A 21,743-nucleotide genomic window follows, 5' to 3' on the forward strand; every position below is an offset into this window, starting at 1 on the left:
CGGACACGAACGCACGGACCGAACGCACGGACGCGGACGGACGGACGGGCTGTGTACGGCTGAGCTCAGCCCGTACGCCGCTGGCCCCGCCTGGTCAGCCACAGCACCCCGGCCGCGCCGCCGAGCAGCACCGTGCCACCGAGCGTGCCGAGGGCCGCCGCCGAGTCGAGCGGCCCGGTCCTGGGCAGCTCACCGGAGGCGGGTGGGGTGTCCTGCGACGCACCACCCGTCGAATCACTGCTGTCCCCGCCGCTGCCGCCGCCCGCGCCCTTGACGTCGAGTTCCAGCGCCGGCTTGGGGTTGTTGGTGGGCGTGCAGGTGGTGGTCGTACCGAGCGCCTTGATGGTCAGCACGGAAGCCGTGAAGGTGACCTTGCCGCTCTTCTTCGGCGTGTACGTACCGCTCAAGTCACTGATCTTGATGGGCGTGTTGGCGGGAATGGCCGCCGCGTTCGGCGCACCCGACACCGGCACGGTGCCGCTCTCCGCGCCGCCCATCTCGATGACCGCGCTCGGGCTCATCGCTCCTTTGCCCAGCTCGACGGGGCTGGACGAGACGCCCTTCTGGAAGGACATGGTGAGTTTGTAGCCGCTGCCGCTCTTGACGCCCTTGATGTCGATCGGGGAGACGGCTCCCTTGTTCCCGATCGGTGTTTTGCACTGGTAGTTGACGTCCACGACGTCGGCATGGGCTGCGGGGGCGGCCAGTAGCACCACCGAGCCCGCAACCGCCGCCGCCAGCGCGAGAGTTGTCCGCTTCTGGTACGACACCTCGAAGTTCCCCTTATGCCGGAATTCACCTGACGACACATCAGATCGGGCGCTCAAGGTACGCCTGGGGCCTTGCCGAGGGAAGACAAAGTGCACGCCGGATCGGCGTGCACTGAATTGATCGCTAACCGCCGGTAACCCCGTGCGATTGCTGGGCCGATGGCCCTGAATGACGGCCGCGCGGGCCGGGCGCTTCCTAGGCGGGAGCCGCCAGTTCCGCCCAGACCGTCTTGCCGGGGCTCTCGGAGTGGCGTACGACGCCCCAGTCCACGCAGAGCCGCTGAACGATGAACATCCCGTGCCCGCCGGGCCGGCCGGCCCGGTGCGGGGTGCGGGGAGCAGGCTGGCCACCGCTGCGGTCTATCACTTCGAGCCGCAGCACCTTGCCGTCGCACGCGACGCGCAGCGCCTCGGGACCCTCGGCATGCAGACAGGCATTGGTGACCAGCTCGGAGACGACCAGCAGGACATCCTCGGCGGCGGCCCGGCGGTCGGCGTTCGCGGCGGGGAGCCAGCCCCAGTCGTACAACGCCTGGCGGGTGAAATCACGGGCGAGCGGAACTATCCCGCTGGCACTGCTCAGCGCCAGCGAGCGCGGCTGCCCCGCGGCGGACACGGCAGAGGTGGAGCCGGGGCTTTCCGGCTCTGGGCCGAAGTCGCCCGGCGATGGATGCCGGGTGGTGCTCATCAGCGCTTCACCTCACCGATTCGCCAATTCATCGAGTACTCATCAGGGGTACGGCGGAGGCTTCCGCAGCCTCCGGGATTCGACAGTCAGAGATCTCCTGCCCTGCAAGGGCGTGAGAACACCCACCTTTCCCCACGAGACACGTGACACTCGTAACTCGCTGGGTATTGCGGGCAGCGGAGAAGGCCACAGGGCCCGGAATTTAGTCTTCCAGCGCGGCTTCGAGGGACTCGTGCACCGCGAAGACGGCCTCAGCCCCGGTGATCTCGAAGACTCTCGCCACCATCGGCTGCATCGCGGCCAAATGGACTCCCCCTCCGGCCGCTTCGGCCTTGAGGCGAGCACCGAGCAGCACGTTGAGGCCGGTGGAGTCACAGAAGTCGAGCGATGAACAATCGACGATCAGGCGCGTACGCCCACCCTCAAGAGCACTCTCCAGAGGCTCACGCAGCAGCTCGGCGGTGTGGTGATCCAGCTCACCCGCCGGTGTAACGATCTCGCTCTGTCCTTCGGTCCGAACGGCGACCCGGAGTCGACCCCGGTTCGCGCTGCCGACCGTCCCGCGATCCATGCCCGCTCGTCTCTCTTCGCAGTCGTAGCTGATGTTGAACGTCACAGAACCCTACGCCTTCTCTACGTCGACCGGCACCCGAACACCCATACAACATGGGCGAATTAGGACATAACAGACTTGCAACTCCAGGTCAAGACCGGATAGGCCTAGTAGGGACACAACCAACACGGCCGGCTTGGAGGCGCCGCACATCCCACAAGCAGATGTATTGGCATCGGCAGCCACATGCCGAGAACGATGGAGGAGACCATGTCACCCCGGCTCGACGAACCGCGAACGCCCAGCGCGCCCCCCGCGCCGTCGACTACCCCGTCCGAGCAGATCCACACCGGAACCGAGGGCCTCGAAGGGCTCCCGAACATCCCGCCGTACGCCGAGGTGGGGCCGCTGGATGCCAGAGCCCTGTCGAAGACGCTGTTCAAGCGCCTCGAAACCCTCGAAGAGGGAACGCACGACTACTCATACGTCCGCAACACCCTGGTCGAGCTGAACCTGGCCCTGGTCAAGTTCGCGGCTTCCCGGTTCCGCTCCCGCAGTGAACCGATGGAAGACATCATCCAGGTCGGCACCATCGGCCTGATCAAGGCGATCGACCGCTTCGAACTCAGCCGCGGCGTCGAGTTCCCGACCTTCGCCATGCCGACCATCGTGGGCGAGATCAAGCGGTTCTTCCGCGACACGTCCTGGTCGGTGCGCGTCCCGAGGCGCCTCCAGGAACTGCGCCTGGACCTCGCCAAGGCCGGTGACGAACTCGCTCAGCAGCTCGACCGCTCGCCGACCGTGGCCGAGCTCGCAGAGCGTCTCGGCATCACGAACGAAGAAGTCGTCGAGGGCATGGCCGCGAGCAACGCGTACACCGCGAGCTCGCTGGACGCCCAGCCCGAGGAGGACGACTCCGAGGGCGCGCTGGCCGACCGGATCGGCTACGAGGACAACGGCCTGGAGGGCATCGAGTACGTCGAGTCCCTGAAGCCGCTGATCGCGGGGCTGCCGTCGCGCGACCGCAAGATCCTCTCGCTGCGCTTCGTCGCGAACATGACGCAGTCGGAGATCGGCGAGGAACTCGGCATCTCACAGATGCACGTGTCGCGGCTGCTGTCGCGGACGCTGAGCAAGCTGCGGAAGGGCCTGACCGTCGAGGAATGAGCACGGCTGTGGTCCGCCGGCGTGGCTGCGTCGGCTGGACGAGGGGCTGTCCCGGGGGATATCCGGGGCAGGCCCTCGTTCATGTTCTGACCCCTACCCCGAGAGTCGGGCTTCATGAGGGGCGAAGGTCTGCCCGTAACTGGGGCTCCGCCCCAGACCCCGGTCCTCAAACGCCGGACGGGCTGAGAACGCCAGGCAACTCCGGCCCGTCGGCCCGTCCGGCGTTTGAGGACACGCCCGAAGGGCGTCCAGGGGGTCCGGGGGGGGCCGGGGGCATCCCCCGCGCCACACGGCGGCAGTCGCGAAATGTCACAGCGGCAAGGGGCGGGTGAGGGACTGGCGCCGCAGGCAACCCGCACCGCACCCCCACCCCCGCTCAGACCCGCCGCTCCCCGCCCCGCCACACCGCGGACACCAGCGGAACCCCCGGCCGATAGGCGAGGTGCACGTGGCTCGGCGCGTCAAGGAGCACCAGGTCCGCCCGCGCCCCGGGACTGACGCGCCCCACGTCGGTCCGCCGCAGCGCAGCCGCACCCCCCGCGGTGGCCGCCCAGACCGCCTCGTCCGGAGTCATCCCCATGTCCCGCACCGCCAGCGCGATGCAGAAGGACATCGAGCTGGTGAACGACGAGCCGGGGTTGCAGTCGGTGGAGAGCGCGACGGTGGCGCCCGCGTCAAGGACGCGCCGCGCGTCGGGCCACGCGGCCCGCGTCGAGAACTCCGCGCCCGGCAGCAGCGTCGCGACGGTGGAGCTGTTCGCGAGCGCGTCGACGTCCGCGTCGGTGAGGTGGGTGCAGTGGTCGGCGGACGCGGCGTCCAGCTCGACGGCGAGCCGCACCCCGGGGCCGTACGAGAGCTGGTTGGCGTGGATGCGCGGGTGCAGCCCCTTCGCCCGGCCCGCGGTCAGGATCGCCCGCGCCTGGTCGCCGTCGAAGGCTCCCTTCTCGCAGAAGACGTCGATCCACCGCGCGTGCGGCGCGCAGGCGTCGAGCATCTCGCCGGTGACCAGGGCGACGTACGCCGCCGGGTCGTCGGCGTGCTCGGGCGCCACGATGTGCGCGCCGAGGTAGGTCACCTCGTCGGTGTGGCTGGCGGCGATGCGCAGGGCGCGGGCCTCGTCGGCCGTGGTCAGGCCGTAGCCGGACTTGGTTTCGAGGGTGGTCGTGCCCTGGCCGAGCGCCTCGGCGAGGTACTTCGCGACGTTGGCGCTCAGCTCCTCGTCGCTCGCGGCGCGTGTCGCGGCGACCGTGGTGCGGATGCCGCCCGCGGTGTAGGGGCGGCCCGACATACGGGCGTTGAACTCCTGGGTGCGGTCGCCCGCGAAGACCAGGTGCGAGTGGGAGTCGACGAAGCCGGGGATCGCGGCCCGGCCGGCCGCGTCGACCATGTTGTCAGTGGCGGGTGCTTTGCTTGTTTCACCGACCCAGCCGATGCGGTCGCCGTCGATGACGACGGCCGCGTCCTGGATCAGGCCCAGGGGGGATCCGTCACCGAGGGAGGGGTCGTTGGTGACCAGACTGGCGATGTGGGTGATGGCGGTGGTCGTCGTCATCGTGGATGTGCTCACTTTCAGCCGTGTGCGGCGTATCAGCCGTGTGCGGCGCGTACGGCGGCGATGGATTCGGCCAGAGCTGCCGGGACGTCCGGGACCAGGGCGTGTGCTCCGTCGCGTACGACATGGCGGCCACCCACGATCGTGTGACGGATGTCCGCGGCCGACGCAGCGAATACGGCCGTCTCCGCGCCCAGGCGGGGCAGCGGGCCCGCTGTCCTGACCGAGTCCAGCGCGATCGTCGTGAGGTCGGCGAGCGAGCCCGCCTCGATGGTGCCCGCGGCGTGCCAGCCGAGCGCCGCATGGCCGTCGGCCGAGGCCGCGCGCAGCAGGGCCGCCGCCGTCCAGTGGCCGCGGGTGCGCGAGCGCAGACGCTCGTTCAGCTCCATCGCGCGGGCCTCTTCGAGCAGGTCGATCACGGCGTGGCTGTCGCTTCCCAGGGACAGCGGGGAGCCCGCGCGCTGGAGGCGGGACGCGGGGCCGATGCCGTCGGCCAGGTCGCGTTCCGTCGTGGGGCACATGCAGGTGCCGGTGGACGTGGCGCCGATGAGGGCGATGTCCTCGTCGGTGAGGTGGGTGTTGTGGACGCCCGTGGTGCGCGGGCCGAGGACTCCGTGGTCGGCGAGCAGCCGGGCCGGGGTGCAGCCGTGGGCCGCCTGGCAAGCGTCGTTCTCGGCGTTCTGCTCGGACAGGTGCACGTGCAGCGGGGCCTCGCGCTCCCGCGCCCACTGCGCGACGGTCGCGAGCTGGTCGGCGGGCACGGCCCGTACGGAATGGATGGCCGCGCCGATGCGGACGTGGTCACGGTCCTTGAGGAGGGAGGCGCGCTCGGCCCAGGCGGCGGCAGTGCCGTCGGAGAAGCGCTGCTGGTGCTGGTTGGGGCGCTCGCCGAAGCCGGCGGACAGATAGGCGGTGTCGAGGAGGGTGATGCGGATGCCCGCATCGGCGGCGGCCGCGATCAGGGCCTCGCCCATCGCGTTCGGGTCGTCGTAGGGCGTACCGCCGGGCGTGTGGTGGAGGTAGTGGAATTCACCGACGGAGGTGATGCCGGCCAGCGCCATCTCGGCGTACACGGCGCGGGCGAGTGCGAAGTAGGTGTCGGGGTTGAGCCGGGACGCGACGCCGTACATGACCTCGCGCCAGGTCCAGAAGGTGCCGGAGCCGACCTGGACCGTGGAGCGCAGGGCGCGGTGGAAGGCGTGCGAGTGGGCGTTGGACAGGCCCGGCAGGGTCAGGCCCCGCAGGGCCGTGGCGCCGGGCGGTGGGGCGTGCACGTCCTTGCGGACGGCGGTGATCCGTCCGTCGGTCACGTCCAGGGCGACGCCCGGCTCGACGAAGGTGTCGAGCCAGGCGTTCTCCAGCCAGTAGGTCACCTGCACGCGAGACCCTCCAGTACATCGGCGAGCGCGACGACCCCCGCGACGCAGTCGTCCTCGGCGGCGTTTTCGGCCGGGGAGTGCGAGATGCCCGTGGGGTTCCGTACGAACAGCATGGCGGTCGGGGCCGAAGCGGACAAAATGCCCGCGTCGTGTCCGGCGCCCGTGCCGAGGACGGGGATGGCGCCGCCGAGCAGTGCGCCGAGCTCGTCGCGCAGGGCGTGCTCGAACTCGACCACGGGGGTGAAGGACTCCCGGGTGATGCTCAGATCGATGCCGTCGCGCTTGGCGTGCTCGTGGGCCGCGGCCTCGATGCCGGCGATGACGGTGTCGAGAGTCCCCTGGTCGGCGGCGCGGGAGTCGAGCCAGCCACGGACGAGGGAGGGGATGGCGTTGACCCCGTTCGGCTCCACGGCGATCTTGCCGAAGGTCGCCAGCGCGCCGGCGAGGCGGGCCTGCTGCCGGGCCGCGAGGACGGTCGCGGCGTACGTGAGCATCGGGTCGCGGCGGTCGTCCAGGCGGGTGGTGCCCGCGTGGTTTGCCTCGCCGTGGAAGTCGAACCGCCAGCGGCCGTGCGGCCAGATGGCGGAGGCGATGCCGACCGGGTCGCCGGACAGGTCCAGCGCCCTGCCCTGCTCGACGTGCAGTTCGACGAACGCGCCGATCCGGGCGAGGCGCTCCGGGTCGGGGCCGATGGTGCCCGGGTCCTGCCCGGCGCGTTCCATGGCCTCCGGGAGGCTCACGCCGTCCGCGTCGCGCAGCTCGTGCGCCTTGTCGACGGTGAGCTGCCCGGCGGCGAGCCGGGACCCGACGCAGGCGAGTCCGAACCGGGCGCCTTCCTCGTCACCGAAGTTGGTGATGGCCAGGGGCCTGGTGAACTCCGCTCCCCTGCGGCGGAGTTCGTCGAGTGCGGCGAAGGAGGACACGACGCCGAGCGGCCCGTCGAAGGCGCCGCCGTCCGGGACGGAGTCCAGGTGGGAGCCGGTGACCACGGCATCTCCCGCGAGGGGGTCGCCGAGCCAGGCCCACTGGTTGCCGTTGCGGTCGAGCTCGAAGGTGAGCCCGCGCGCCTCGGCCTGCGCCTTGAACCAGGCCCGGCAGTCGGTGTCGGCGGCGGTCCAGGCGTAGCGGCGGTAGCCGCCGCTGCCCCGGTGGCGGCCGATGGGCAGGAGGTCCCGCCACATCTCGTGGAAGGACGCCCCGGCGGCGGCCTGCGCCGGGCCGACGGGGGCTGCGGCAGCGGCGGCCGCGGCCGCGACACGGGGTCCGCCTGCCGCAGCCTTGGCCGGAGGGCGGCCGAAAGCCGCGCCGGCCCCGGCCGGCGTACCGGCGGCCGCCGCCGCAGCCGGGGTACCCGCGGCAGTGGCAGCGTCCGGGGCGCCCATCGAGGTGCGGCCGGCGTCCGGGGCGCCCGTCGGGTCGGTGACGGGTTGGTTCATGGTCACGCCTGGTCGCCCTCGCGCATCGGGATGCGGACGCCCCGCTCGGCGGCGACCGTCTCCGCGGTCTCGTAGCCCGCGTCGACGTGCCGGATGACGCCCATGCCCGGGTCGTTGGTCAGGACGCGGCGGAGCTTCTCGCCCGCGAGCTCGGTGCCGTCGGCGACCGAGACCTGGCCGGCGTGGATCGAGCGGCCCATGCCGACGCCGCCGCCGTGGTGGATGGAGACCCAGGACGCGCCGGAGGCCACATTGACCATGGCGTTCAGGAGTGGCCAGTCGGCGATCGCGTCGGAGCCGTCCTTCATCGCCTCGGTCTCGCGGTACGGGGAGGCCACCGAGCCGCAGTCGAGGTGGTCGCGGCCGATGGCGAGCGGAGCGGCGAGGGTGCCGTCGGCGACCATGTCGTTGAAGAGCGCGCCCGCCTTGTCGCGCTCGCCCTGGCCGAGCCAGCAGATCCGGGCGGGCAGGCCCTGGAACTGGACGCGCTCGCCGGCCATCTTGATCCAGCGGTGCAGCGACGCGTTCTGCGCGGAGTCGTCCTTGGGGAAGAGCTTGAGGAGTGCCTGGTCCGTCTTGTGGATGTCCGACGCCTCGCCGGACAGGGCCGCCCAGCGGAACGGGCCCCTGCCCTCACAGAAGAGCGGGCGGATGTACGCGGGGACGAAGCCCGGGAAGTCGAACGCCCGGTCGTAGCCGGCCAGTCGGGCCTCGCCGCGGATCGAGTTGCCGTAGTCGAAGACCTCGGCGCCGGCGTCCATGAAGCCGACCATGGCCTCGACGTGCCTGGCCATGGACTCACGGGCGCGCAGCGTGAAGTCCGCGGGCTTCTCGGTGGCGTACGACTCCATGTCGTCGAAGTCCATGCCCAGCGGCAGGTAGGCGAGCGGGTCGTGCGCGGAGGTCTGGTCGGTCACGATGTCGACCGGGGCGCCCTCGGCGAGCATCCGCGGCAGCAGCTCGGCGGCGTTGCCGAGGAGGCCGATGGAGAGCGGCCTGCGGGCGTCGCGGGCCTCGACGGCGAGCTGGAGGGCGTGCTCCAGGTTGTCGGCCTTGACGTCCAGGTAGCGGTGCTCGATGCGCCGGTCGATGGCGCGCGGGTCGACGTCGATACAGATGGCGACGCCGTCGTTCATCGTCACGGCGAGCGGCTGGGCGCCGCCCATGCCGCCCAGGCCAGCGGTCAGCGTGATGGTGCCCGCCAGCGTCCCGTTGAACTTCTTGGCGGCGACGGCGGCGAAGGTCTCGTACGTGCCCTGGAGGATGCCCTGGGTGCCGATGTAGATCCACGATCCGGCGGTCATCTGGCCGTACATGGTGAGCCCGAGCTGCTCCAGGCGCCGGAACTCCTCCCAGTTGGCCCAGTCGCCGACCAGGTTGGAGTTGGCGATGAGCACGCGCGGCGCCCACTCGTGGGTCTGCATCACGCCGACCGGACGCCCGGACTGGACGAGCATCGTCTCGTCCTGCTTCAGGGTGGTCAGCGTGCGCACCATCGCGTCGAAGGAACGCCAGTCCCGTGCCGCCTTGCCCGTGCCGCCGTAGACGACGAGCTTGTCGGGGTGCTCGGCGACCTCGGGGTCGAGGTTGTTCTGGAGCATGCGAAGGGCGGCTTCCTGCTGCCATCCCAGGGCGCTCAGCTCCGTACCGCGCGGCGCCCGTACGGGTCGGGGTCCTGACATGGTGTGCCTCCTCGCGTGACGACTATTGTCTATTCACATCCTGACCAGCTGAATAGAACTAGTCAATACGACCGTGCCTCTGCGTCGCGACACATCGGATGGTTGGCTGGAACACATGCCTGCGGAGAACAGCCCGGACACGAGCCCCACCATCGTCGTCACACCCCGGACCGACACCGGCCCCGGCGCGGACATCAGCCCCGCAGACCGGCGCGACCGGGCCGTACGGGCCGCGGTCGAGCAGGGCATCACCGGCCCCGGCCACCCCATCGTGGGCCTGCTCGACATCACCGGCATCCGCACCGCCGCCGCCGCGCTGCGCGCCGCCTTCGCCGAGGTCACCCCGCCCGGCACCCCGGTCCTGCACGCCTTCGCCGTGAAGGCGACACCGCTGATCCCCGTCCTGCGGCTGCTGTACGAGCACGGGGGCATCGGCGCCGAGGTCGCGAGCCCCGGCGAACTGGCCCTGGCCCGCGCCGCCGGCGTCCGCCCGGAGCACACCGTCCTGGACTCCCCAGCCAAGACACCCGCCGAGCTGCGCGAGGCGCTCGCCCTGGGCATCGCGGTCAACGCGGACAACGCCCAGGAGCTCGCACGCATCGACGCCATGACCCGCTCCGCCCCCACCTCCTCCCCCATCGGCCTGCGGGTCAACGCGCAGATCGGCGCCGGTTCCATCGGCGCGCTCTCCACCGCCACCGCCACCTCGAAGTTCGGGGTGGCGCTGCGCGATCCCGGCGCCCGCGAATGGGTCGTACGCGCCTATCTGGACCGCCCCTGGATGACCCGGCTGCACACCCACTCCGGCTCACAGGGCCTGCCGCTGGAGCTGATGGCCCGGGGCGTGGCGGAGGCGTACACGCTCGCCGAGGAGATCAACACGGCGGCCGGCCGGCAGCAGATCGACACCCTGGACATCGGCGGCGGACTGCCGGTGAATCCACTGTCCGACACCTGGACCCCGACGTTCGCCGACTACGCCCGGCTGCTGAAGCAGCAGGTCCCCGGCCTGCTCGACGGGCGCTACGGCCTGGTGACCGAGTTCGGCCGTTCGCTGCTCGCCAAGCAGGGCACCGTACTGACCCGCGTCGAGTACGCGAAGACCTCCGGGGGCCGCCCCATCGCCCTGACCCACGCCGGCGTCCAGATCGCGACGCGCACCGTCTACGACCCCGCCTCCTGGCCGCTGCGCATCGCCGCGTACGACGCGAAGGGCCGCCCCAAGCCGGGCCCGGCCGTCGCCCAGGACGTGGCGGGACCGGCCTGCTTCGCGGGCGACCTGCTCGCCGAGAACCACCCGCTCCCGCTCCTCGAACAGGGCGACCATGTGGCGGCGTTGGACACCGGCGCGTACTACCTGGCCGCGCACTACACGTACAACAGCCTTGCTCGGCCGGGGATTTACGGCTTCACGGCCACCCCCGGCGGAGTGCGCTTCAGCGCCGTAAGGGCTCCGCAGACCCTCGACGAGATCGTCGCCGAGTCCGGAGGGGCGCGTCCGGACGCACTGATCTAGGAACCGGCGGGCCCACCGATGCCGGGTCCGGAGGCGCCGATCCGGGGCGCCGGGCCAGGGGCGCGACATCCCGCGCGCCGACCGTACGGCGTCTCGCGGTCACATATCGTCGGACTATAGCCACAGCGGGGCATGTGCCGCCGGAAAATCCCCGAACTCCCCTTCGCTGCACGCACGTTCAGTAATATCCCCGTCACTGTTGGGCGTCGCGCCCCGGGGAGGGAAATTCGGCGTGCCCGGAATTGATGAGTGTTTGCTCGAAGCCATGCTGTTGCCCGGTGCCCAGGGCGCCGCCGTGATCGACTGGACCAGTGGGCTGGCACTGGGGACGGTCGGGGACTCCCCCAACGACGACCACGAGACCACCGCGGTCGAGACGGCTGAGCTGGCCCGGATGGCGACCGAGCACCCCGCCTTCGCACCCGGCGCCGGCGACGGGCTCCCGGTCGAGGACGTGATCATCAGCAACCGCAACGGCTACCACCTCCTGCGGTTCATCGAGACATCCTTCGACAGCAGCGTCTTCCTGTACATCTGGCTCGACCGTGAGAGGGGCAACCTCGCACTCGCCCGGATCCGCATGCGCGACCTCGCCCAACGGCTGGTCCTCGCGTGAGAACCCCCGTCTCCCCGATGCTGCTGCGGCTCGCCGATGAGCGCGCCACCGGTGCGCTGCTGCGGGACCGCGGCACCCTGTACCTCCTCGACGGGAAGGTGGTGCACGCGGAGAGCCCCGCCTCTCCCGGCATCGAGGTCCTGCTCACCATGGCGGGGCGGCTGCGGCCCGAGGAGTGGCGGCAGGCCGTCTCCGAGGCGGGCGCCCTCGGCAGGGTCGGCCGCTTCCTCGTCGACAGCGGCCGGGTGAGCGGCGGCGAGCTGGAGTTGTGCCATCTCGGCGCGCTGTACGACGCCGCCTACTTCGTCCTCGCCCCCGACAGCGGCCCCACCAGGTTCCGGCACGGCGTGGCCCACTGGATCGGCCCGGTGCGCCCCGTGCCCGTGGCCGTCGTGGACCGGGAGTCGCAGCGGCGGCGGAAGCTCCTGGACCGGATCTGGCCGCACCAGGAGACCGACACCGCGCCCGTCCTGCGGACCGCGGCCGGGCATCGGGGCGGCACACCCGTCACGCCCCGGCAGCGTGCCGTGCTGGACCTCGCCGACGGCGAGCACACCGCGCCCGACATCGCCCGCGCCCTGGGACGGGCCGCGTTCCACACCCTGCTGGACGTCCGCAGGCTGGCCGCGGCCGGGGCCCTGGAGGCGCCGCGCACGCCCGCCCCGACGGCCCTCCCGGACCAGCTGTCGATGCCCGTCCGGGTGGCGGCGGAATGCGCCGCCACCGAAACCGATATCGCCCTGCTGCGCCGATTGCGCGACGCATTGGAGGCTCTGTGATCCGCGCCCTTCGACAGCGCGCCGAGAGGAGACAGCTGATGTCGGCCGAAGCCGAAGTACTGGAAGAACTGGGCAGGTTGAGGGCGAGGATGCCCCAGCTGACCGGCGTGCTCGCGGCCAGCACCGACGGGCTCGTGATCGCCCAGGACTGCCGGGCCCTGGAGGCGGAGGGCATCGCCGCGCTCACCGCGGCCGCCCTCGGCGTCTCGCTGCGGCTCACCGAGGCCGCAGGCCAGGGGGACTTCCGGGAGCTCCTGATCCGCGGCGAAGCAGGCTACGTCGCCACCTACGCGGCGGGCTCGTCCGCCGTCCTCACCGTCTTCGCGGAACCGCGCATCAACGTGGGCCGCATGCACCTCGAGGCGCGCCGCTCCGGTGCGCGCCTCGGCGAACTGGTCGACGGCGCTCTGGAGCGTACCGACCAGGCATGACCGACCAGAGATCCATCGGACAGTCAGAGATACAGCCAGAGATACCGAAGGAACGTGAAACGCCATGGCCAAGACCGAAGTTGCACTCAAGGAAGCGATGACCTCCATCGAGGGGGCGCTCGGTGTCGCACTCGTCGACTACACCAGCGGGATGGCACTCGGAACGGTGGGCGGGGGCAAGGACCTCGACCTGAACGTCGCCGCCGCGGGCAATACCGATGTGGTCCGCGCCAAGGTACGCACCATGGAACACCTCGGCCTCAAGGACGAGATCGAGGACATCCTGATCACCCTCGGCACTCAGTACCACCTGATCCGGCTGCTGAAGTCGCGCAACACCGGCACCGGTCTCTTCCTCTACCTGGCGCTGGACTCCTCGCAGGCGAACCTGGCGATGGCCCGCCACCAGCTCAAGAAGATCGAGGGCGATCTGGACGTCTGAGGCATGGGCTCCCGGGGCCTGGGCTTCCGAGGCCCGCCCGGCCCGTCAGTGACGGCGCCGCGCCCCACCCGGCGCGGTGTCACCCCGGCCCGCCCGGCCACCGGCCCGCACACTCCGCCCACAGGCCCCGCGCTCCCTCCACGGATGGATCCGTTCGGGAGCGTCACGGTCACTGACATGGCCTCGGCCCTCTTCCCGACCACAGGTCAGAGACTGCTGAGGCGACTACTGGGCGCCGGCGCGGTGGGGGCAGTCGCCGACGTGGAAAGGGGTCGTTCTCCCACGGCGCCTGGTTCCAGTCGCTGGCAACGACGCTGCCCAGCATCTGACCGGCCTTGAGACCGCCATCCACTCGTGCACGAAGTCCCAAGTCAGCAACCTGGGACTTCGCCGTCGTCCAGCCGGACCAGGGTCGGCGGCCACAATGCCGGAGCCGACGCCTCGGCATCGGGGACAAGGTGTACCGCGTAGAGGCGCCTGCCGGTTTCGGCGGGCGCCTTTCCGTGGGTGACTTGCCTGTCGGCTGCGCCACACCGGCGCGGACTCGCGGGGCACTCCCGGCCGTTCACCGCACGCTGATGTCCGCCCACACCACCTTGCCGACGTTACGTTCCGTCACACCCCAGGCCTCCGCCAGCGCCTCCACCAGCAGCAGCCCGCGCCCGTCCACTTCGACGCCATCCTGCGGTACGCGCGGTCGCGGCCGGCGCTCGCCCCGCGTGTCCGCGACTTCGATGCGGACCCGGCCTCCCCGAAGCAGTACGAGCCGCAGCTCGAAGTCCCGTCCCGGCACATGCCCGTGCGTCACGGCGTTCGCGGCCAGCTCGGCGACGATCTGGGCGGCGGCGTCGGACGGGGTGGTGCCGAACGGCACACCCCACGCGTCGAGCTGGTGGAGGGCGAGCATCCGCGCCAGCCGCGCACCCCGACGGGTGGAGCTGAAGCGCTGGACGAACTCGGCTGCGACAGAAGCGATTTCGGCGTTCATGTGACAGAGCGTGGCCGCCCGGCCGTACCCTGACCAGGAGTAGCCGTTGGACGCTGGGTAACTGTACGGATACGGACGGCAGGCCGTACGGCACGTCGGCCGTGACCGAGAGGGCGGTACGGATGACGGAAACCGGGAACCAGGAAGCTCGCCCGGAGCTGCCCTCCGAGGTGGACGGGACCGCGCACCTGTTCCGCGCGATCGGCAAACAGATCAAGGTGCTCCGCGACAACCTCGCCATGAGCCAGAAGGAGTTGGCGGCGGCCACGCACTGCGGCCTCGACCTCATCTCCGCGATGGAACGGGGCGTACGGACGCCACAGCCCGAGTTCCTGGAAGTCGCGGACGGCGCGCTGAAAGCGGGCGGGGTACTGCGGGCGGCGATCCCGGACGTACGGGAGGCGCAGGCGAGGGCGCGTACGCGGCACCCGGATTGGTACCGGGACTACGCGAAGCTGGAGGCGGAATCGGTTGAGCTGCACCACTACGGAAACCAGGCCGTGCACGGGCTGCTCCAGACTGAGGAGTACGCGAGGGCGATCTTCGCTCAGTGGTGGCCACTACTGAGCGAAGAGTCCATCGACAAGCGAGTGGCCGACCGGCTTTCCCGCCAGCAGATATTCGAGCAGTGGCCCTCGCCCACCTTCAGCTTCGTCCTGGAAGAGGTGGTGCTCCAACGGCCGATCGGCGGATGCGAGGTGCTGAATCGCCAGTTGCGTCAGTTGCTCCGACTGGGGCGACTGCGCACAGTGGAACTCCAGGTCATGCCGACGGAGCGCGAGGAACATCCGAATATGGACGGCTCGTTCACATTGTCGACCACCAAGCGCGAGCAGCAGGTGGGCTATACAGAAATCCAGGGCCACCCGCGCCTGGTCACCGATGCACGTGAGGTCCGCGAGCTCGCCGCTCGCTATGGGATGATCCGGGCTCAGGCTCTCAGGCCTCGGGAGTCGCTGGCCTTGATCGAGAAGATGCTGGGAGATCGATGAACACCGAAGAGCTCACCTGGTTCAAGTCCAGCTACAGCGGCGGTGCGGGCGGCGAGTGCATCGAAGTCGCCTACCACTGGCGTAAGTCCACCTACAGCAGCGGCGAGGGTGGCGAGTGCGTCGAGGTGGCCGCACACCCCACCACCATCCACGTCCGCGACTCCAAGGTCACCGAAGGCCCGCAGCTCGCGGTCGCCCCCGGCCCCTGGGCCGCGTTCGTCTCGTACGCCCGCGCCTGACCCGCACCGCGCGCAGTGCCCTCACCCGCTGGCCGTTGGCCGCTGGTGGGGGCATTTCGCTGTCCATGTGCGGAAGTTGAGATCGGTGATGTACGGTGACCGCGACATCACGCTTCGTGTTCGCCTGAACGCGGGGCGGTCCCCGGCGGTGCTACCAACACCATCCGAGGACCTTCACCATCGAGGACACATGGAGTCCACGAGGATGCTTCGGCATGCTATCGCGCCCCTTCGGCGCTACACGAAGGCTTCGCACGACGTGGTGCAACATCCCCGTCTCAACAGCGACGCCAAGATTCTTCTGGTGTACGTGCAAGGGCTCCCGGAGGGCTCGACCGCCAGGCCCCTCAGCGCGCACGCCGAACGCCTCGGCATCAAGGGCCGGGCGTACCAGAAGGCCAAGCAACTCCTCACCGCCTGCGGCTTCTTCCACCAGTGGCGCCACCAGGACGAGCGCGGCCACTGGGTCACCGACCAGCTCCTCGCCAACGTCCACCTCACCCCCGAGGCCGCGACGGGCATCCGCGACGGCGACGTACCGAGTGCGCACATGCGGACGGTCGGTGAACCGACGCGTCGGGTGGTCGGTGGTTACCTTCCCGCAGACAAGAACGGGGAGAAGAACACCCCCCACCCACCCCACCAAGCGCACAAGCCCGAAGAGGCACCGGAACCGGAACCGGCACAAGACCCCGAACGCACCGTCGCAGAACGCGTGTTGCTGTCCCTGCGCCACACCCGCCGCGAACTCCACCTCGGCGAACGCGAAGCCCGTACCCTCTCCGAGAAAGCCGCCGACTGGCTGCGCAGAGGCATCAGCCCGGCAGACCTGCACCACGCCCTGACCAGCGCACTCCCACCCAGCGGCGTCCGCACCGCAGTCGGATTCCTACGACACCGGCTCACCGAAAAGATGCCGGAGCAGATGCCGCAGGAGCACGCAGCCCCCGCACCCGGGCCGCCGGACACACCCCAGCCACCGCCCCGGCCCCACCCCCTCACCACCTGCGAGGGCCCCGGCCCCGAACACGTCTTCCGGCCGCTGGGCGACGAGACGCACTGCGGGCCGTGCCGCCAGGAGCAGGCCTGGGAGGCCCACCACACGAAGCACCCACCACTCGCACCAGAAGCGGGAGCGGGCGCCGTTCCGGCGTACGGACAGTGCTCGGGCTGGTAGGGGGTGTGATCGGTAACAGGTGATCGTCTGCCGTGCGGGCGGTTTGCCGGAAACGCGGGCCATCTACGCCTCCTCGTGATCATCTGCGTTCCGGGATGTCAGGGAGCGTTCCTCGAAGTGATCAAACGATCACCGGAATGGCCGGACAATCGCCCTGCGCGACGAATGCGCGGGGCCGGGCGGTGGAACGGGTCCAGGGGCCGCTATGGCTGCTCGGACCGCCCTGTGCCGAGTCGCGGCCCGTCGACCGGTCTGTTTCGATGCGTGAGAAGGGCATGTCGGCCGTGAACAGCGCGCCGCGTGTGACGCTGCACTCGTCCCCGGCGCGTTCCCCGCGTCTCCCGGACAGGTCCCCGCCCGTCTTTGACGCCGTACGCTTCGCCTCCTCCGACGGAGTGACGCCCCCTCACGCTTCCGGGAGAACCGACGTGGCCGAGCTCGTTGACATCAACACCGCCCCCGCGCAGGAACTGGCGAAACTCCCCGGCGTCGGCGAGACCATCGCTGGCAGCGTCATCGCCCATCGCGACAAGCACGGCCCCTTCGACTCCGTCGAGGGCCTGCTGCGCGTCCCGGGGGTCACCGAGCACCTCCTCGCCCGACTGCGGCGTCTGGTCACCGTCGGCACACCGCCCGGACGCCCGCCGGCGTCCGAGACCGTCGACGTACAGCTCACCGACCCCAGCGGGACCGGGGACTTCACCGGCCACTCTGTCTCCGTCACCGGGGTGCGCGCGACGGGTCAGGAGGCCACTGGGGACGTTCCCTTCGCGACCTCGGGACCCACCGGCGCCGACGGTCTGGTCACCCTCAGCCTGCCCGCCCGGGCGACACTCGCCGGCGATGTCGCCTTTCAGGCGCACGCACCCGACGGCGAGCTGCTCGCGGGCACCAGCCATGCGGGCGCTTCGCTGCCGCGGACGGTCAAGCTCACCGTGGCGGCACGCGAACCCGGCACCACCGTCGCCAACGACGACCCCGCCGCCGGCCGACCCTCCCGCGTGCGCGGGAGGGTCATCGACTCGGCCGGACACCGCCAGGCGGCAGGTCTCCAGGTCGTCCTCTGGGGCGCCGAGAACCCGAACCCACAGCCGCCGGACTTCCGCGCCCTGACCGTCTCCACGACCGACGCGCAGGGGCACTTCACCGGCCCCTACCCGCTGGGGCCCTTCACCGCCGCGCATGCCACGGTCGGCCTGGAGGACCAGGTCGTCACCGTTCCCGTACACCTGGAGGGCCAGGGGGCCTTCCCGGAGCGGGTGCTGCTCGTCGTCGACCTGCCCGAGCCCCTCGCCGAGGACGACTGCTCCTGCCACGACCCCGGGACCGCGCCGAGGTCTCCCGACGCCACCGATCTCGCCCGGGCGGACGGCACCTTCTCGACCGACGCCGGCATGGGCCGCTGCGTGGACTTCACCAAGCCCGACCGGACCCTGGAGGAGTACAGCTTCACCTACCTCGTACGGACGACCGAGCCCGAGATCAAGGGGCTCGAACTGGACGAGCCGTCCAAGGTCCCCGGCTACCGGCTCGACGCGTTCGTCAAGGGCGAGGTGTACCAGCCGGTCACCGGCTTCCAGCCCGGCGACCCGGGAGGACCCGCGCGCGTCACCGCGCCGATGAGCGCGCGCGTGGACGTGGTCGGCACCCCCAGCGAGGCGGACGTGCGGGACGAGGCCGTCCCCTCGATCACCGGGTTCATCGACGCGGCGGCGCTGAAGAACCTGACCCGCAACCCCGGTGCCTCACGGCTCAAAGCCGTGTACGCCGCCGACCGGCTGACCCGTCACGGCGACCTCCAGCGCTACCTCGGTGGGGTGGTCGCCAAGCCGCCCGGGCGGCGGCGGCTGACCGCCGGCACCCCCGTGGACTGGGACGACGACCCCACGGTCCACCAGGCCAGCACCATCGCGCACGGGCACATCCTGAGGTTCAAGCAGGAGTGGGTCGCCGACGGCTACTCCATGGGCAACCTGCTCTACAGCCTGCCGCTCGCGCCCGGTCAGAAGAAGCAGATCGCCGTCGTCGACTGGGAGCGCCGCGAGACCACCGCCCGCGAGGAGCTCCGGGAGTCCCACGACAGCCTGGAGGCGAGCCTCACCCGCGACCGGGACATCAGCGAGATCGTCAGCGGAACCCTCAGCGAGTCGATGCGCGGCGGCTCCCACTCGTCGGCGGGCGCCATCGCGGCGGGAATCGGTATCGGCGCGATCATCGAGCCCGTGGCCGGTCTTCTCGGCGTCGGCGGAGGCCACTCCAGCGCCGACAGCTCCGCCTGGCAGGACTCTTCGCGCTCCACGGCCGCCAACGCGCTCAACCAGCTCCGCGACCGGACCGTCCAGGCCGCCTCCTCCGTCCGCACCCAGCGCACCTCCGTCGTGCACACCGTCGCGCAGGGCGAGCGAGTGGTGGCGACCACCGAATCGGTCGCCAACTACAACCACTGCCACGCGCTGACCATCCAGTACTTCGAGGTGCTGCGCCATCTGCTGGTCAGGGAACGGCTGGTGGACGTCCAGGAGTGTCTGCTCGTTCCGCTGCTGATGTCCTGGTTCACCGACGACAAGGCGCTGCGCTGGCGCAACACCCTGGCGAGCGCGGTGCCGCGCTCGCTGCGCGGCGGCTTCGACGCCCTGGACCGGATCGACGCCGGCTACGCGGGCAGCGATCTGCCGCTCGGGCGGTACGCGGACGAGAACCTGGAGTCCGTCGAGGGCGAGCTGAATCTGCGCTTCCAGCTCGCCCGGCCCCGGGACAAGGACGAGGCGTTCGACCCGGCGGCCTGGGCCCCGCTGCTCGGCCTGTTCGGATTCACCCCTCAGGACTTCTATGACCAGAACCTGAAGGGCCAGCAGTTCAAGGACCGGGTCTTCCTGGAACAACTCGGGCCGAAGATCGCCTCGAGCGTCGTCCAGCATCTGCGGGTGAAGGCGATCAAGAACGACGAGTCGATCGTCGATCTGTCGGTCGATCCCACGCTCGTCTCGGGCTTCGTCAACGATGCGAGCCTCTTCGTCTCCCTGCGGATGGCAGCCTCCCTGCCCCCGGTGAAGCGCTCCGACATCAAGGCCGTGGTGGTCTCTTCCCGGCTCGAACTGTTCGGCCTCCCGTTCGTGATCGATCTGCTTCCGGCCGGCTCCCGGGTCGTCGTCGACTCAGGATCGCTGCGCTACCGCACCGCCCACTTGTCGTCGGCGCTGTTCACCAGCTCCTTCATCCGCAACGACCTCACCGGGTACGACGATGTCCGCATCGAGACCCCGCTGAGCCGCCGGGAGCTGCGCAACCCGCGCGAGGAGGACAAGGAGCTCGCCCGCAACCTCCTCGATCACCTCAACGAGAACATCGAGCGCTACCACCACATCCTGTGGTCTCGGATGAGCGACGCCCGCCGGTTCATGCTGCTCGACGGCTTCGAAGCGCCCAACAGCGGCGGCCGTTCGGTCGCCAGCGTCGTCGAGAACGAGCTGATCGGCATCGTCGGCAACAGCCTGGTCCTGCCCGTGGCCCGGGGCTTCCACCTCGACCCCACGTACACCCAGGACGCCCAGGACCCGATCGACCTCCTGGAGCACTACCAGCCGAACACCCCCATCGAGCCCTCGCGGATCGCCGTCCCCACCAGCGGGGTGTACGCGGAGGCGGTCATGGGCGCCTGCAACTCCTGTGAGGAGATGGACGAGAACCGCTTCTGGCGCTGGGAGGAGTCCCCGATCCCCGACTCGCCGCCGCAGATCCTGCCCGCCTCCACCGACACCCGCCGGGCCACCCCCTCCGAGGTCACGCCGACAGACTTCCCGCAGCCGATCATCGCGATGCAGAACGCCCCGGCCGCGCCCGACCCGACGGGGGTCGGGGCCGCGCTGACCCTCCTCGGCCAGTCCGGTGCCTTCCGCGACCTGGCCGGCCTGGAGGGTACGCAGAAGAACGCGGCGGCGGCTCTGGAGCAGGCCTTCACCACCGCGACCGCGTTCGGCACCAAGGCCGCCGACCTGGCCCTGCAGGCGAAGATGAGCAAGGACATCGACAAGGCGCTCAAGGCCATCAAGTCGGCGAAGGCCGAGGGGCTCATTGACGACAAGGAGGCGTCCGAGCTGACGTCCACGGCGCTCCGCGGCATGGTCGGCGCCGGGACCACCAACCCGGAGTCCTCGACCTCGACGAAGGAGGTCAAGGAGATCACCGACACCGCCGGCGAGAACCAGGCGTCGGTCAAGGTCACCCGGCCCACCGGCGAGCAGGTCGACGTCGACGCCCGTCCCGTGATGCCCGGAGCGAGCCCTCCGCACGACGCGGGCGTCCCGCCTGCCGCGGGTGTGCCGCAGGCGCCGGTGGAGATCGCCATCACCGGAGGGACGCACACCCTGGATCCCCTGGGCGGCGGGCCTCCGGCGGAGTTCGTCTTCACCATCAAGGACCTGAGCGCGATCACTGCGGACAAGGTGACGCTCACGATCAACGACACCCTCAACACGGTGTACGAGGAGGTCCTGCCTCAGTCGTTCCTGTCCAGCGGACGCCATGTGTGGCGCTGGAACGGTCGCAATACGAGCGGAGGCTTCGACGGGGACAGTCTCAGGCATCAACTGTCCCTGATGCTCACCTTCGAGTACCAGGGACAGACCACCATCGACAAGCTGGTCACACTGGACAGCAGGCCCGCACGCGGCTGGACGAGTTCGAGGGTGGACACCGCGGGCAAGAAGGTCGCCGTCGATGTGTACGTCGACTGCCAGAACGAGGACGATTTGCCGCAAGCCACCTACGAGAAGCTGCGCGGGCTCGTCCTGAGCGGCATCGGAAAGTACTGGTCGCGATCGGTGACGCTCGGCAGCGACACCTATGTGGTGACGACCACCGCGCATCAGCGGAACTACGCCTCGGAGGACCTCGACCTGTACATCGAGAACGGTTCGGGTTTCCGGCGCAGCCACAACTCCGGGCTCGTCGACGCCTCGATCTTCTACAACAAGGGATTCCACGGCGGTATGACCGCCAAGGCTGACCAGGAGTTCGAGAAGACGGCGGCGCACGAGTTCGGGCACAGCGTGCTGGAGGCGTGGGGCGGCAAGGCGCTCTCCTGGGGCCACAAGGGCACGGTGAACGCCAACCCCCTGAAGTTCTGGAACTTCCAGGACTTCTCGTCGAGCGCCACGCCCCACCCGACGACCGGCGAGATCGACCTGATGAAGTACTACACCGACGCCGGACCGGCCGATTTCCACAGCAGGGTCGTCGCGGCGAACGAGGATGTGCTCAGGCTCATCGGCGTCACGGGTGTGACACTGCGGATGCCGTAGGAGCCTGTCCGCCAGGGCTGCTCGGCCTTGGCGGAC

The 21,743-nt window shown here is 70.4% G+C and carries 18 protein-coding genes; 10 read left to right on the forward strand and 8 right to left on the reverse strand.

Translation table 11 applies throughout. From position 1 onward, the window contains the following. Positions 1-65 precede the first annotated feature (65 nt). The 3 genes from QMK30_RS01600 to QMK30_RS01610 form a co-directional block, all read right to left on the reverse strand. Positions 66-770: a peptidase gene (locus QMK30_RS01600; RefSeq protein WP_283515278.1), complete on the reverse strand. Its 705-nt coding sequence runs from the start codon at positions 768-770 to the stop codon at positions 66-68. Positions 771-966: 196 nt separating this feature from the next. After that, complete coding sequence (locus QMK30_RS01605; RefSeq protein ID WP_283515279.1) at positions 967-1,458, reverse strand: ATP-binding protein; 492 nt, start codon at positions 1,456-1,458, stop codon at positions 967-969. A 202-nt stretch (positions 1,459-1,660) separates the two neighbouring features. After that, a complete protein-coding gene (locus tag QMK30_RS01610; RefSeq protein WP_283515590.1) occupies positions 1,661-2,029 on the reverse strand; it encodes an STAS domain-containing protein in 369 nt (122 codons plus the stop codon). A gap of 252 nt (positions 2,030-2,281) precedes the next feature. On the opposite strand from QMK30_RS01610, the gene QMK30_RS01615 reads away from it, so the two are divergent. After that, positions 2,282-3,178 carry an RNA polymerase sigma factor SigF gene (locus QMK30_RS01615; RefSeq protein ID WP_283515280.1) on the forward strand — a complete coding sequence of 299 codons (897 nt, stop codon included), beginning with the start codon at positions 2,282-2,284 and terminating at the stop codon, positions 3,176-3,178. A gap of 376 nt (positions 3,179-3,554) precedes the next feature. Here QMK30_RS01615 and hutI read toward each other — a convergent pair whose 3' ends face one another. From hutI to hutU, 4 genes are all read right to left on the reverse strand, one after another. After that, positions 3,555-4,730 carry an imidazolonepropionase gene (gene hutI, locus QMK30_RS01620; RefSeq protein WP_283515281.1) on the reverse strand — a complete coding sequence of 392 codons (1,176 nt, stop codon included), beginning with the start codon at positions 4,728-4,730 and terminating at the stop codon, positions 3,555-3,557. 35 nt (positions 4,731-4,765) lie between these two features. Beyond that, positions 4,766-6,109 (reverse strand): formimidoylglutamate deiminase, encoded by a 1,344-nt coding sequence (locus tag QMK30_RS01625; RefSeq protein WP_283515282.1) that lies wholly within the window; start codon positions 6,107-6,109, stop codon positions 4,766-4,768. Further along, positions 6,100-7,290 carry an allantoate amidohydrolase gene (locus QMK30_RS01630; RefSeq protein ID WP_283515591.1) on the reverse strand — a complete coding sequence of 397 codons (1,191 nt, stop codon included), beginning with the start codon at positions 7,288-7,290 and terminating at the stop codon, positions 6,100-6,102. The genes QMK30_RS01625 and QMK30_RS01630 overlap by 10 nt, the downstream gene beginning before the upstream one ends. 257 nt (positions 7,291-7,547) lie before the next feature. After that, positions 7,548-9,227 (reverse strand): urocanate hydratase, encoded by a 1,680-nt coding sequence (gene hutU / locus QMK30_RS01635; protein WP_283515283.1) that lies wholly within the window; start codon positions 9,225-9,227, stop codon positions 7,548-7,550. A gap of 115 nt (positions 9,228-9,342) precedes the next feature. Here hutU and QMK30_RS01640 point away from each other — a divergent pair, with 115 nt between their 5' ends. From QMK30_RS01640 to QMK30_RS01660, 5 genes are all read left to right on the forward strand, one after another. Then, the gene (locus QMK30_RS01640; RefSeq protein WP_283515284.1) at positions 9,343-10,743 is read left to right on the forward strand and encodes a type III PLP-dependent enzyme domain-containing protein; all 1,401 of its coding nucleotides are present in this window, start codon (positions 9,343-9,345) and stop codon (positions 10,741-10,743) included. A gap of 232 nt (positions 10,744-10,975) precedes the next feature. Then, complete coding sequence (locus tag QMK30_RS01645) at positions 10,976-11,359, forward strand: roadblock/LC7 domain-containing protein (protein WP_283515285.1); 384 nt, start codon at positions 10,976-10,978, stop codon at positions 11,357-11,359. 17 nt (positions 11,360-11,376) lie between these two features. Next, entirely contained in the window at positions 11,377-12,138 is a 762-nt protein-coding gene (locus QMK30_RS01650) for a transcriptional regulator (RefSeq protein WP_283515592.1), read from the forward strand. 38 nt (positions 12,139-12,176) lie between these two features. Beyond that, complete coding sequence (locus QMK30_RS01655) at positions 12,177-12,569, forward strand: roadblock/LC7 domain-containing protein (protein WP_283515286.1); 393 nt, start codon at positions 12,177-12,179, stop codon at positions 12,567-12,569. A gap of 64 nt (positions 12,570-12,633) precedes the next feature. Further along, a complete protein-coding gene (locus QMK30_RS01660) occupies positions 12,634-13,011 on the forward strand; it encodes a hypothetical protein (protein ID WP_283515287.1) in 378 nt (125 codons plus the stop codon). A gap of 565 nt (positions 13,012-13,576) precedes the next feature. Here the strand turns inward: QMK30_RS01660 and QMK30_RS01665 are convergent. After that, entirely contained in the window at positions 13,577-13,999 is a 423-nt protein-coding gene (locus tag QMK30_RS01665) for an ATP-binding protein (protein ID WP_283515288.1), read from the reverse strand. Positions 14,000-14,121: 122 nt separating this feature from the next. On the opposite strand from QMK30_RS01665, the gene QMK30_RS01670 reads away from it, so the two are divergent. The 4 genes from QMK30_RS01670 to QMK30_RS01685 all read left to right on the forward strand — a co-directional run bounded on the left by QMK30_RS01670 (position 14,122) and on the right by QMK30_RS01685 (position 21,707). Continuing rightward, positions 14,122-14,991 (forward strand): helix-turn-helix domain-containing protein, encoded by an 870-nt coding sequence (locus tag QMK30_RS01670; protein ID WP_283515289.1) that lies wholly within the window; start codon positions 14,122-14,124, stop codon positions 14,989-14,991. Beyond that, the gene (locus QMK30_RS01675; protein ID WP_283515290.1) at positions 14,988-15,230 is read left to right on the forward strand and encodes a DUF397 domain-containing protein; all 243 of its coding nucleotides are present in this window, start codon (positions 14,988-14,990) and stop codon (positions 15,228-15,230) included. Before QMK30_RS01670 ends, QMK30_RS01675 begins: the two co-directional genes overlap by 4 nt. 205 nt (positions 15,231-15,435) lie before the next feature. Further along, entirely contained in the window at positions 15,436-16,407 is a 972-nt protein-coding gene (locus tag QMK30_RS01680) for a hypothetical protein (RefSeq protein WP_283515291.1), read from the forward strand. 428 nt (positions 16,408-16,835) lie between these two features. Further along, on the forward strand, positions 16,836-21,707 hold the full coding sequence (locus tag QMK30_RS01685) for a helix-hairpin-helix domain-containing protein (RefSeq protein ID WP_283515292.1): 4,872 nt from the start codon (positions 16,836-16,838) through the stop codon (positions 21,705-21,707). Positions 21,708-21,743: the final 36 nt, after the last annotated feature.

Source organism: Streptomyces sp. H27-C3 (assembly GCF_030063415.1).
Lineage (GTDB): Bacteria > Actinomycetota > Actinomycetes > Streptomycetales > Streptomycetaceae > Streptomyces.